Origin of the sequence: Streptomyces avicenniae (genome assembly GCF_000719135.1) — a bacterium.
Classification (GTDB): Bacteria; Actinomycetota; Actinomycetes; order Streptomycetales; family Streptomycetaceae; genus Streptomyces; species Streptomyces avicenniae.
Genome location: NZ_JOEK01000009.1, coordinates 406989 through 419485, shown reverse-complemented (window position 1 = coordinate 419485; position 12497 = coordinate 406989). Strand labels below are relative to the sequence as shown.

Sequence of the window (12497 nt, the reverse complement as noted above, 5' to 3'; positions counted from 1 at the left end):
GTCAGCTGCCTGTGACGGATATGACCAAAACTGCGGTGGGGGTATCTATGTCCGATGAATGCGACGCCGTCGAGAGCCTGGAGCTCGACCCTGCGACGACCGATGCCCTGCACGTTCTGGCGGAGCGTCAGGGCACCTCGGACTTCGTCGTTCTTCTCTCGGCCTTCATGGCAACGCATTATCGCCACACCCGAGAGGACCTGGTCACTGTCGGTCTGGTCCTCGACGAACGTCCGTCTGATTCCGGTGCAGTCGTCGGTGGCCGTACTGCAACGATCCCATTCCGAGTACCTCTTTCTCCGGAAGTTACTTTCAAGGACTTCCTGAAGAAGACGGCAGTATCGCTCGGCGAGGTCATCAAGCATCGAAAGTCGTACTCCGGCACGGGCGATGAGGCGTCCCATCAATTCCCGCTCAGATTCGCTGTCACCGACCTGGACGCACATGATCCGGACATAGCGCTTCCCGGCCTTTCTGTCGAATCGGTGAATATTCCTGGCCGTGGAAAGCTGCCAGGCGCCACCTGTACGGTTGGTTCGAGAGAAGTGGCGATGCTGCTGGATCCCGACTGCGACAGGCGTTCATTCTCGGGCATCGGCCCTCATCGCTGGCTGCGATCGTTCCGTGCGTTGCTTGAGGATGCCGTGAAGCGGACACACGCACGCATTGATGATTTGCGTATGCTCTCCGGCGATGAGGAGGAGGGGTGTGCAGCTGTCATCAACTCGACCTTCGATGTGTATCCCGATCTTCAGCCAATTCATCGGCCTTTCGAATCAGTCGCACGGAATCACCCCGATCTTATGGCGATTCGATTCGGCGACGTTGCCGTCACTTATGGTGAGCTTGAGCAAAGGGCCAATCGCGTGGCTCAGTCACTCACCGGCGCGGGGATCGGTGTCGCACAGGCCGTCGGCATCTGCATGGAACGTTCGCCGGACCTTGTTGTCGCTGTTCTGGCGACACTGAAGGCGGGCGCGGCATTCGTCCCGCTCGATCCCAGTCTGCCTGTTGGACGTATTCAATCGATCGTATCGAGTGGCGAGTTGGCCGCGATCATCACCGAGGAGGAGTTCGACCCCCTGCTCGAGAGCAGTGGGGCCATGCTCCTGCAGATCGACGGCACTGGCTCAGCCACGCGTCCTGCGCCGATCGAGGTCGGCTTGGACGACACTGCCTACATCTACTTCACCTCCGGATCGACAGGCGAGCCGAAGGGTGTCGTCATCGACCATCGCTGTGCCGCCGGGCGCATCGAGTCCCTGGCGCAGCGGTTTCCTGTCAACGAGGGCGAGTCCGTTCTTCTCAAGACGCCCTTGATTTTCGATGTGTCGATCTGGGAGATCTTCGGGCCGCTCAGCGTGGGTGCAACCATCCAGATGGCACTTCCTCGCGGCGAGGTGGACATCGACTACCTTGGCCGACTGCTGAGCACGCCCGGCCTTGTCGCGGCACATTTCATCCCCTCCATGCTGAGCGCATTTCTCGACTATGCGCAGCCGCGGGTGTATCCCGACCTTCGATGGATATACCTCTCCGGAGAGGCCGTGTCCACCTCACTGCTGGATCGCTTCACTCAGCACTTCAGCGCCGAGTTCCACAACCTGTACGGGCAGACCGAGACATCGGAGGTGGCTGCCTGGACGGGATCGAGTCATGAGTCGGTGCACGGTGTCCCGATCGGCAAGCAAATGGGCGTGTACCGACTCTTCGTCCTCGACAACGCGCTCAATCTGGTGCCGCCAGGAGTTGTCGGACAGGTGGGAGTCTCCGGAGCCGGAGGGTTGGCCAAGGGGTATCTGAACAACCCGGATCTCACCGCCGAGCGATTTGTGGCGCATCCTTACCCGGCTTTCCCGGGTGAGCTGATCTACCTCACCGGCGACCTCGCGCTCGTTGACGAGCAGGGGATCATTTCCTTCCTCGGCCGTTCCGACACGCAGATCAAGATCCGTGGATGTCGAGTCGAACCGGGGGAGGTCGAAGCGGTTCTCGAACGTCTTCCAGGCGTTCGACGTTGTGCGGTCCTGGCCCGTGAGGACAGTACGGGTGGAAACGAACTGGTCGCCTACTTCGTAGGAGATGACATATCCGTGAAGGCCCTGGCCGCTCATGCCGGTCAGTACCTTCCTGAGTACATGCACCCGTCAGCCTACGTCCGTATGGACGCGTTCCCCCTCGGTCCTTCGGGCAAGCTCGACCGGCAGATTCTGCCGCCTCCCTCACCCGCGGATCGCGCGGCGAGGGCCGGTGGGACCACTCCCAGCACCGCCATGGAGCTGGCCCTCGCCGAGCTGTGGAGAAGCATGCTGAGCCTGGAGTGGGTCGGATGTGAGGACAGCTTCTTCGACGTCGGAGGAAACTCCCTGAAGGCCGTGGTGATGCTGAACCGCCTCAAGCCCGTCTTCGGAGTCGATATTTCCACGAGGGACTTCTCCGCCGATCCGACGATATCGGGTCTCACCGAGATTCTGTCACGGAAGGTTCTCTAGGGCGCGTGGCGCCTCATTACGAGGAGACATCGAGTACGGTGCGGAGAATGGAACTGGAATGACAACCAGAGTGGTCAGCCTGGACTTTCCCGGGCGGCGGGCCGAAGCAAGAATCGCCGACCTGCGTATGTCGGACTTCGGCATCGAGGTGGTTCCGCTCATGGGCGACTCGCTTCCGACGCGTCTCAGTGCCAGAGAATATGCCGCGGAACTGCTTTCCCTGTCACCTCTCAGTGACCACGGGGTGCGCGCCATATTCGCGTACTGCGCAGCTGCGCCAATTGCCCAAGAAGTGGCACAGCTGATGCTGGAGCGGGGTGATGGTCCGTTGCCGGTGGTCTTCTTCGACGCCGACCCATGTGAACCAGAGACGCTATGGCAGGCATACGTGGCGTGTATCGCCCAGGTGGAAGAACAGGTGTCAAGCGCCCCGTTGAGTGCATCCCTACTGTCGGAGCTCCTGGACGATCCGCGCGCCCTGGTCGGCGCTCTCGAAAGAGATCTGGCCGATCGTGTGACCAGAAGTCTGACCGCGGAGGGGTTCACTGAGGAGGAGCTGACTCACTATCGAGGACAGATCATGCGGTCTGTCCTCGACTATCTCGTCTACCTTGTCGCGGCGCACCATTCCGCGAGCCCTTCATGGGGTGGACGTCTTCTCCATGTCGTGTCCGAGGATCATCCGTACTGCGGGCCATGGGAAGGCGCTCCTCAAACGCGGTTGGTGCGAGTGAAGTGTGACCGAGCAGGTCTGCTTCGTCATCCGGACGCCGTCGAGGCGGCTCTGGCGTTCGTGACGTCGCCTTGAGGATCGCCTCCCGCGCCCGCAGCCTGCGCCCCCACTCCTCTGCTCGTGTCGCTCACGCGAGGGTCGCTGGAATCCGGAAGGTCGTGGTCGGTGCGCGGATCAGCTGCTCGGCGCCCCGTCCGCGGCCATGAGGCCGCAGTAGCCCATCACCGCATCTGGAGGGCCCAGCGCGTCGGCGATCCGGCGGACCGTCGCTACGGTCGTATCACCGCGCTCGTGCAGCAGCCGGTGCCGCGGTGGCCCCGCCTGGTCCTCCGCGAGCCGGACCATGACGTTCTCCTGTACCAGGAAGCCCTCGGGGACGCGGGTGACCTCAGACCGCGTCCACAGTCCACTTCTTCTGTGCGGTTCCGGACAACGATCCGGCGACCCGTTCGCCGATCATGATGCAGGTCAGGTTGGTGTTGGCCCGCACCGATGAAGGAATGACCGAGGCATCCGCGACACGGAGCCCGTCCGTGCCGAAGACCTGGCATTCGCTGTCCACGACGCCTGTGGCGGCGCCCGACGCCATGGCCGCGGTGCCGCTGGGGTGGTGCGCCGTCTGTATGTGCGTCGCGATGTAGCGGTCGGTGCTCGCGTCGTCGTCCACGGACCAGTCGCCGATGTCCACGAGTCCTTCGATGAACCGACCGATCCCCGGGCCGTCGGCTATGCGCCGCGCCAGGCGCAGGCCGTCGCGGAGACGGGCCCGATCGGATGCCGCCGCGAGGTAGTCGAGGTGCACCGAGGGGTGCTCACGGGGATCGCGAGAGGCCAGCCGCACGGTGCCCCGCGATTCCGGCCCCATCAGATTCGCGGTGATCACGAAGGCGTGGCTGCCTCGTACGGAGGCGGCTCGGCTCGGCATGTACTTGCTCATCTCGACATGGTTGAGCAAGCACAGCTGCATGTCGTTCGCCATGGTCGAGCCCTGCGCGCGGTAACGCAGCAGGACCTCGGCGCAGGGTGCGGAGAGGTCCACCGCGCCCGGCGGCGGGGCGCAGATCAGCGGTACCTGCGAGTGGTCCGCGAGGTTCCGGCCGACGGCTGGGAGGTCGGCGACGACGTCGATCCCGAGCGTGCGCAGGTCCTCGGCCTTGCCGATGCCGGATCGCAGCAGGATCGCCGGGCTGCCGATCGCACCTGCGGAGAGCGTCACCTCAGCCGCACCGATGTCGCGCTCCCGTCCATCGGAGACGACCCGCACGCCGACCGCCCGCGATCCGGCGAACAGGACGGAGTCCACCAGGGTGTCCGGCATGACGGTGAGGTTGGCTCGCTGCCGAGCCGGCTCGAGAAAGGCCCCCGCCGTCGAGATCCGGCGCAGCGAACCGTCAACGTTCAACGGGAGGGCGCCCACGCCGGTGCTGCCGGGCTCGTTGTGGTCGGCGATGCTGTCGAATCCGGCCTGCCGGCACGCCTCGGCGAAGGCTCGGGACAGCGGGGTCATCCGCTCGCTCGGTATCCGGGCGAGCCGGAGCGGGCCGTGACCGCCGTGGTGGTCGCCGGCCTGGTCGATGTCGGTCTCCACGGCGATGAACCCGTCCAGCACCTCTTCCCACGACCAGCTCGTCCGGCCCGACGGCCAGTCGTCGAAGTCGCCGGGCTCCGGCCGGAGCGCGATGCAGGTGTTGATACTCGAACAGCCGCCGACGACCTTGCCGCGGGGGAGCCAGAACTCGCTCTCGCCGGGGCCCTGGACGGTGTATCCCCAGTCGTGGGACCCCAACGACGGTGTCCGCCCGTCCTCAAGCTCCGCCGGAAGGGCACGGCCGTGGTAGTCCGGTCCGGCCTCGATCAGCAGGACGCGGCGGTCGGTCCGCTCGGCCAGCCGGGCGGCGATCACCGCGCCCGTTGACCCGGCGCCGACAACTATGTGGTCAAAGAACGCAGATGAGCGTGTGCCGCGCCGCATGCTCTCCCCTTCGGCCGCTCGGAGAATGACACGACTCTAAGCGAGATGCATCGTGCAACGGTCCCTGACAACAGCCAGGGTGCCCGACGGACTTCTGTCACGGAACGCACGAGATTGTTTCGCCGAGCAGACGGTGCCAACAGGCACCGTCGCCCAGGAGTTGAGGCCCGTGGCCTGCTCCCCATCGACGACGAGAGCGAGCCTGATCTGCTTGTCCTTGAATGACACAGAAGCGGAGAAGGCCGCCGAGAATCCGATGGATGACCCTCTCCGCTGTTGAGGAGACTTTTTCCTGAGGAGACGTCATATGTCATAGGCATGGCGTTCGAGGCGACGACGGCATGCCTGAGAAAGACGGCTGAAGGGCGCGGCATGCATCCGCATATTTGATCTCTGCATACCCTTCATCAAGGAAGTCTGCCCTCGTCTCCAGAGGGCCCCAGTCCGTTCGAGTCGAGCGACATGTCACAGGAGAGGCGGCATATGAGTTCGACCGCCTCTCCTGTGACATGACCCGAGACTTCTCCCGCGGCTACGTCGCTGCGCTACGAGGGGAGACTTACTCGGATCAGCCCCAGCAGCGTCCATAACCCCCTTGTTGAATCATGTATCAGTGCGCGTGCATCATGCCTCCAATTCTTTCCTGATGCGCGGCGAGAGATAGGGAACGGGGGATCTCGGGTACGTCGAGGGCAAGGGAGATCGGGCACAAGAAAACGGCCGAAGATCTTCTTGGCGGTGTCATTTCTCTGACTGTCGTGTCGCGACTCCAGCCAGGGGACTCACCCATCAAGGTTTGGCAAAATCGAACAGGCCGTTCCCGCAATTCGAGGGCCAAGGTATACCTACCCCACGACTGCCCGAACTCCGGCACCGCCTACGCCCACTGCTTCGCGAGATCGCCCCGACCTCGCGCGAGCTTCGTCCCGCATCGGTGCCATCCACGGCCAGCGGCTCACGCTGGGATGCGATCAACGGCTCGACGGGAGGCGGGGCTTGCAAGCAGCTGAAGATCCTCTTCGTTCACCAGATCGAACCGGAGCGCGAAGGCGACCAAGGCCTCGCGCTTGGAATGCTTCGGCCCGTCGTCCTCACACTTGGACCACTGCCCCACGGGAAGCTTCCGCCCCGCCAGGTAGTCGATGTGATAGTTGACGCTGCTGCGATTCGCGTCCCTGAATTGATCGACTTCCCTCAATCTCTCGACGACCTCCCGAAGTGAAGGCACGGCCGCCATGGAGGACCCGCGCAGACGTGGTTCGCACAGCGCGACGAGGACGGCGAAGTACTTGCTCGTCTTGTCCAGACTGATGGACGAAACCATTGCCTGTGTGGCCAGGCCCATCTGAAGCAGACGCGGAGGAGGGGCGTAGACGGTGAGTGCGGTGGCGCCCCCGCTGGTCGGGATCAAGATCCGCGACATCTCGAACGGAATCATCAGGTCCAGCTGGCGAGGGCGTACCTTGACCAATTCTGCGCCTCCTTCCAGATTCTCGACCGCATAGGTGGTACTCGCCGTGAAGTTGGACACCACGGGCCGCTGGGCGAAAATCTTGATCGCTCCCAGGCTGAGTTCGGCATTCGGTTGGACTTTCCCCGAATTTTTTGATATTCCGAAATTGAGTTCTTCTCCGGGCCTCAGGTTGATCCGCCCCCCATTGCTGTGTCCCCGCAGACGAGCGGAGTCGCCTTGCCAAGTCACGATCACCTCGACATCCGCTGCGGTTACCTGACCACCCGCCATAGCCGCCCCCTCCATGTCGCGCTTGAGTTGTGCTGGTAAGCCGTACGTTGCGTGCAACGAGTCAGTAGCTCCAGAGACTTCTCGAACGTTTCCCGACTTATGAGCCCCTGGCATCGGTTCTGTGCCGGATGAGGACACGAGGACCACGCGAGGTTGAAGTGGTTGAAGATCTCGATCTGGTAGATGCTCCCCCGGGTCCGCCTCGGTTATCAAGAGGTGGTCCCCTCCGGACGCGGCGTCAGGCATCGCCGAGTCGATGAGGGAAGCGTAGAGTCACCATGCACCTGCAGGACCCTCGGTCGCAAGACGGTTGCACTCTGTGCGTATCGAAAGCCTGCCGGGCCCAGGGCGGCGCCCACGCCTCTGCCCAGGCGGATACGTCGAAACTCGCCGACTTCGTCACGAACGTCTCTCCCGGCGCGCGCGGAACGTGGCCGCCGCCACCGAAGCTCACCGTCCCTCCTCGGACGTGCCTCATGCGGTGAGTGGCGCTGTGCGGTCAGATCGCATTCAACCTTGCGACAACACTCCGTGATCGCCTCTGCGTGTGTAATGACTGACTCGGACTTGTGCCTGGCTTCTTCTGCGCCCTACGGACCAGGCAATTATGGGCCGGATACTGTGGCGGACGGGAGAGGAGATTCAGTTGAAGAGTTGTCAGGGTTTTGTTCATGGCCATGGGAATGAGGGCCCGATCTTCGCCGGGCTCTGGATCCCCTTTCTTGTCTCCGCTCGCAGGACGGCGAGGAAGGCGAGGGCTGGCACGGAGAGGGTGATGCGCCGATGCCACGCGGTGTAGCTGTGGGCCCGGCAGCGGTCGAGTCCGGTCTGGTTCATCGGAACCCGGAAGCATTCCTCGACCATCCACCTGGAGCCTGCAATTCGTACATGTTCCTCAAGGGGGGTTTCTGGCCGGGCAGAAGCGGCTGTCGCACGCGATGTTCGCGGAGCTCGTGAGGCAGCGTCAGGTATGTGGCCGGTGGCGCCGGTTCTCGCGCCGCCAGGGTCGGATCGCGGCCACGGTCCGGTAGTGCTCACGTCGGCCGCGAGCACCGTCATCGCAGCTCAGACGCGTCCACGCGTCCTCGGGTGACCGACTGATCGGCGCGTAAGCCCGAGCCTCGCCGAGCAACTCCACGGTCATGACCATCTGTGATTTCGGGACCGCGAGGACGTGAGAGATGTCGAGTTCCTCCCACCACATCAGGAACCGGCTCGTCTGCCCGGAGAATTCGTGGGCGATCACCAAGCCGAACGGGGCTCCAGAATCCACGGTGCGCGTGAGCATGCGCAGCTCCAGGTCAGGTCTCGGTGGCGAACTCGACGGCGTCACCGATGCCAGCCGACCGGTGGCGTTCACGGTCCATTGCCCGGTTCTGCGGGAGATACAGCTCGCGGTCGATCAGAGCCCGCCCCTCCTCGGATCCGTGTGCCAGGACGACCCCGACCTGTGAGTTCTCGACCCGGCCTGCCGTCCCGGAGTACGGTCGAGCCATGCTCGCCGAACGGATGCCTTTCTTGAGGAGTTCCGTCGGGTCGAGAAGCGGAATTCCTCGTCCGGGATCCCCGACGTGTTCCACCACCCCGTTGCGAACATCGTCACGCAGAGCATCGGCGTCGTACTGCTCAAGGTCGTGCAGCCGAGCCGAGCCGAGCCGTGTCACGGTCGGGTGGCTCTGGCTGGAGGCGTTCGCCCTGGAGGCGGCCGTGGCAGTGTTCGGCCGAGATGCGGGTGCGTAAGGCGACGAGCGCGCGGTTGATGCCCCGGCCGCGGCAAGCCGGACCGGTGGGGCAGTTCGCCGAGGCGTTGGGCATGCCCGGCGGTTGGGCAGGTCGAGGTCGTCCAGGGCGACGTTGCGGCAGGTCACCGGCTCCTTCCGCCATCCGGCGAACAGCTCCTTGATCTCCGCCTGCCCGGGCGGGATCCGCCGTCACCTCGTTCAGCGGACACTCGGCCGCACGGCCGTGAGGTTGCCCCGCTCGACCTGGTGCCGCGGCTCAAGGAACCGGAAGAACTCCGCCGGCGCGCCCGCCCGGCCGGGGACGGGGCGACGGTTTGGCGTGACGAAGCGCTTTGCCGAAACAAACGTCGGTGTCGGTCGGCTCCCTCTCCTACGGCGGGCGACCGGCGGGGGCTGACCATCGGTCAGAAATCGTGGTGACCTCGCCGTCCGGGACGGAGGCAGATCCTCACGGCGGATGTGTGGTCCTTCAGCTGGGGCGAGACGACTGCCCAGGCCGCGACTGGCGGGGGGTGACGAAGCTGTTGTTGATCACGTAGCCATCCAGGCCGTGTTCCTCACCGTACTCGATGAGGTCGCTGGTCCGGTTGATGAAGCCGCGTCCGTTGTGGTTCAGCGAGGTGTTGCACAACACGCTGAAGCCGGTGCGGTCACGGAACGCCTCCAGCAGGTCCGCGATGCCGGGGTTGCGCTCACGTGTGACCGTCTGGGTCCGCGCGCTGCCGTCTACGTGGGTGATCGCCTTGAGCTTGTCCGAGGTCACGTGGTTGAAGTAGAGCATGTACGGGTCCACGGCGGACCCGGTGAACCACTGCTGAGCGTCGGACTCCAGAACGATCGGCGCGATCGGGCGGTAGCCTTCGCGGCGTTTGATCGTGTTGAGGCGGACCGTGGTCTCCTCGGTGAACGGTGCGGCCAGGATGGAACGGTTGCCCAGTGCGCGGGGTCCCAACTCGTACCGTCCGCGTGCCCAGCCGATGATGTTGCCGCGCTCGACGAACGCCGCGACCTCGCTGGCGACGAGCGGACGTACGACGTACGTGGCCGGGTCTGGCTGGACGTCCTCCACGAACTCCTCGCCCGCGTACACCGACCACTCGATGCCGGCCCGACCGGTGTAGTACCACTGGGCGTCGATGGCCGTGCCGAGCGCGGAACCGCTGTCGTTCGGGCACGGCGGGACGAACACCGACTCGAACAGGCCGCTCTCGCGCCACAACCTGTTCCAGTCGCAGTTGAGGCCGCACCCGCCCGAGATCAGCAACGGCAGACCCTCGGTGAGGTTCTTCTCGGCGTAGTCGTGGAACGCGTGGAAGATCGCATCGGAGTGCCGCTTGGCGATGTTCCTGTACCCCTGGGACTCGACGCCCTTGTTGTGTACGTGCGACCACGACATCGCGTCCTTGGGCAGGGAGGAGTAGATCCTTTCCTGCTTCAGGATGAACTCGATGGTCTCCTGCTCCTGCTCGGTGATCGCTGTGTCCTCGGCGAAAGCGGTCAGCGCCATCTGCTTACCGGCGTCGTTGAAGCGGAACACGTCACCGCTGGAGTACGTCGGGTCAGCCAGCGCGAAGAGATAGGCGTATTTGCTTCCGGGGTCGCTCATCACCTGCTCCAGGTGCGTGGCCTCGCCCTTGGCGTCCACGCGGTAGAACGAGCCGATGTGGCCCTCCCACACCAGCGCGTAATATTCCTTGCCGGGAGCCTGCGGTGCCATACCGAGCGAAGCGTAGATGTGGGACCGCTCGTGCGTGGAGGAGAAGTATCTGACCTTCTTGCCGAACAGCTTTCCCTCTTCGTCGGATATCGAGCCTTCGCCGACCCCGAAATACCCTGTACGTGAGGGCGGGTTCGCCAAGGAGAATCCCTTCATCCAGCCCCCCAGGGCCACGACATCCGGTTGGCGACCGATCAAACCGAGTCCTCGGGCGATGACCTCGGCGGTCAACCTGTCGTACCGCGGGAAATTATCCTTCTCCGCTTCGAGCGCAAAGAGCAGCTTTCCGTCCTCGATCGCTGCAATGCCCCCGTCGTGACCTTCCTTCATCGCCAGGATCAGCATGCCGGAACTCCTCTGTTCGCGTTGGGTGTGGACGAACGGCGACGCATCCAGGCGCGCTTCCGCTCGGTCCTTCCGGATTCACACTGTTTGCCGCGGACGAACCGAGGGCGAGTCTTTGGCGCATGGGTGCGAGAATTCGCCGCGTGCTGCCGTCGGATCCGGGCGAAGTTCTCGCGCCGGACGGCGTCCGGGAACGTGCGTTGATATCGCCAGCCGGGACAATTGAAGAGATCTGCGCAGTGTCAGATGATCGAGAGAGAACACGCGCACGCGCGCAACATCGGGAAGTCTCTCTCACATGCCGCATTGGGGCGAGTCAACAGTTCGAGGGCTTTGTCGAAAAGCTCGACGATTGTAGCCGCTCCTGGCTCGGTAACCACGCTCGCAAACGGTACCATCCAGGACGTGTATCAGGTCCTGACCGGTGTCAGTGTAGGTAAAACACGCCGATAGCTAAGCTTGATCATTAGCCCGTGCGGCATGGGGTCGCTGACTCTTTCGTTCGCCGTTTCGTGGTGTCTGGTTTGTGGGCCGTGTGTACGTGGGTGCTCTGGCGGACGCGGGAGGGAGTGAGCCGGTCCGGCCAACTTGGGTTCTCCCATGGTCGTCAGAGGTCGGCGTACGCGCGCCGAGACCGATCAAGACCCGGGCCGAGATCCCCGGCCGCTGCCAGCCCGAGACCTGTGCCGCGGTCCGGCCAGCCGTGCGCCCCCACCCTCGTGCATTCAGCGGCACCCTCTCGATCCCCTCACCGCCTCACAAGAAAGTAGGCATGATGACTGCTACCGAACCTGCCGCGTCCCTCCCGCTGCCGCCGATTCCCGAGCCGTTCCGACTGCCCTTCTACTGCGGAGCGTGGCACAACGTCGGCATCGACTACCTGGTGGATCTCGGGACGGCTTCGAAGATCCTCGGCCGCACGCACCCGCGCCTCGCCCCGGCCGAGTTCGACGGCCGCGCCTGCTTCTCGCTCAACTACCAGCTCTACTTCGCCCAGTACGGAGAGGGTGCGAGCATCACCGAGGAGGTGGAGATCAACATCATCGCCTACCCGCAGGGCGAGGAGCACCGCATGTTCCCGGTGTCGTACGCGCAGTACGCCACCGGAATCGACCAGACCAAGATGCTCGGCATCGGCAGAATCCATGTGCTCTGCGACAACGTGATGGCGATCGAGGCCGGTTCCAAGATCTTCGCCGAACCCAAGCGACCGGCACGGTTCACGGCGACCATGCCGTCGCTCAACGGCCCGGAGACGTCCGACTGGCACATCCGCGTCCTGGACGCCGACTTCGCCGAGGACGGGAGCGTCACTCCCGGCGGGCGCCAGCTGTTCAGCATCGAGGCGCAACTCGGCGGCCTGGCCGGTGTCCCGGTGAGCAGCACGCCCATCACCGGCTACGGAACCGACGCGGAAGGCCGCCTGCTGACCAGTCGGCAGAGCGTCTATCACCCCTATCAGTACTACGCGCTGGACTCCGGAACGGCCGCACGGGTCTCGGTGGACGTCGCGGAGCCGGCCTCGGTCGTAGGCCAGGACCTCACCGCGCTCCTCGACCACGCCGACCCGGCCGGCGTGTGGACCCACCAGTCCGCCCCGGTCGCCGCACACAGCCGGCCCTACTACCTCGCCTGATATCCGTGACCCAGACCAGGTCCGGCCCGATCGGGCGCCTGTGCCGCGGTCCCCTCTCGCCCTGCTCGGGAATTCATGGCGACTTGCGGCATGAGCGCGCCTCCTGACGATCTCTC

General features: G+C 64.4%; 9 protein-coding genes. 3 read left to right on the top strand and 6 right to left on the bottom strand.

What is annotated here, in order from left to right:
* Nucleotides 1-47 precede the first annotated feature (47 nt).
* Both IF27_RS16855 and IF27_RS31160 read left to right on the top strand, forming a co-directional pair.
* The gene (locus IF27_RS16855) at nt 48-2492 is read left to right on the top strand and encodes a non-ribosomal peptide synthetase (protein ID WP_190232996.1); all 2445 of its coding nucleotides are present in this window, start codon (nt 48-50) and stop codon (nt 2490-2492) included.
* Nucleotides 2493-2550: 58 nt separating this feature from the next.
* A complete protein-coding gene (locus IF27_RS31160; protein WP_190232995.1) occupies nt 2551-3300 on the top strand; it encodes an alpha/beta hydrolase family protein in 750 nt (249 codons plus the stop codon).
* Between the two features lie 99 nt (nt 3301-3399).
* Here IF27_RS31160 and IF27_RS31155 read toward each other — a convergent pair whose 3' ends face one another.
* The 6 genes from IF27_RS31155 to IF27_RS16825 form a co-directional block, all read right to left on the bottom strand.
* On the bottom strand, nt 3400-3570 hold the full coding sequence (locus IF27_RS31155; RefSeq protein WP_190232994.1) for a hypothetical protein: 171 nt from the start codon (nt 3568-3570) through the stop codon (nt 3400-3402).
* 43 nt (nt 3571-3613) lie between these two features.
* Nucleotides 3614-5197 (bottom strand): GMC family oxidoreductase, encoded by a 1584-nt coding sequence (locus IF27_RS16845; protein ID WP_052850401.1) that lies wholly within the window; start codon nt 5195-5197, stop codon nt 3614-3616.
* A gap of 955 nt (nt 5198-6152) precedes the next feature.
* Nucleotides 6153-6941: a hypothetical protein gene (locus IF27_RS16840; protein ID WP_223291083.1), complete on the bottom strand. Its 789-nt coding sequence runs from the start codon at nt 6939-6941 to the stop codon at nt 6153-6155.
* A 964-nt stretch (nt 6942-7905) separates the two neighbouring features.
* Nucleotides 7906-8229, bottom strand: a complete 324-nt coding sequence (locus tag IF27_RS16835; RefSeq protein ID WP_052850400.1) for a hypothetical protein — start codon at nt 8227-8229, stop codon at nt 7906-7908.
* A 13-nt stretch (nt 8230-8242) separates the two neighbouring features.
* Nucleotides 8243-8605 (bottom strand): transposase, encoded by a 363-nt coding sequence (locus IF27_RS30375; RefSeq protein WP_110945974.1) that lies wholly within the window; start codon nt 8603-8605, stop codon nt 8243-8245.
* A 547-nt stretch (nt 8606-9152) separates the two neighbouring features.
* A complete protein-coding gene (locus IF27_RS16825) occupies nt 9153-10745 on the bottom strand; it encodes a carbamoyltransferase C-terminal domain-containing protein (RefSeq protein ID WP_052850398.1) in 1593 nt (530 codons plus the stop codon).
* A 772-nt stretch (nt 10746-11517) separates the two neighbouring features.
* Between IF27_RS16825 and IF27_RS16820 the strand changes: the two genes are divergently transcribed.
* Entirely contained in the window at nt 11518-12381 is an 864-nt protein-coding gene (locus IF27_RS16820; RefSeq protein WP_223291082.1) for a hypothetical protein, read from the top strand.
* The last annotated feature ends 116 nt before the right edge of the window (nt 12382-12497 follow it).

Coding starts and splice junctions, on each gene's coding strand:
- IF27_RS16845 (WP_052850401.1), bottom strand. CDS start 5,197: ATGCGGCGCGGCACACGCTCATCTGCGTTCTTTGACCACATAGTTGTC.
- IF27_RS16820 (WP_223291082.1), top strand. CDS start 11,518: ATGATGACTGCTACCGAACCTGCCGCGTCCCTCCCGCTGCCGCCGATT.
- IF27_RS16840 (WP_223291083.1), bottom strand. CDS start 6,941: ATGGCGGGTGGTCAGGTAACCGCAGCGGATGTCGAGGTGATCGTGACT.
- IF27_RS31160 (WP_190232995.1), top strand. CDS start 2,551: ATGACAACCAGAGTGGTCAGCCTGGACTTTCCCGGGCGGCGGGCCGAA.
- IF27_RS16855 (WP_190232996.1), top strand. CDS start 48: ATGTCCGATGAATGCGACGCCGTCGAGAGCCTGGAGCTCGACCCTGCG.
- IF27_RS16835 (WP_052850400.1), bottom strand. CDS start 8,229: ATGCTCACGCGCACCGTGGATTCTGGAGCCCCGTTCGGCTTGGTGATC.
- IF27_RS31155 (WP_190232994.1), bottom strand. CDS start 3,570: ATGGTCCGGCTCGCGGAGGACCAGGCGGGGCCACCGCGGCACCGGCTG.
- IF27_RS16825 (WP_052850398.1), bottom strand. CDS start 10,745: ATGCTGATCCTGGCGATGAAGGAAGGTCACGACGGGGGCATTGCAGCG.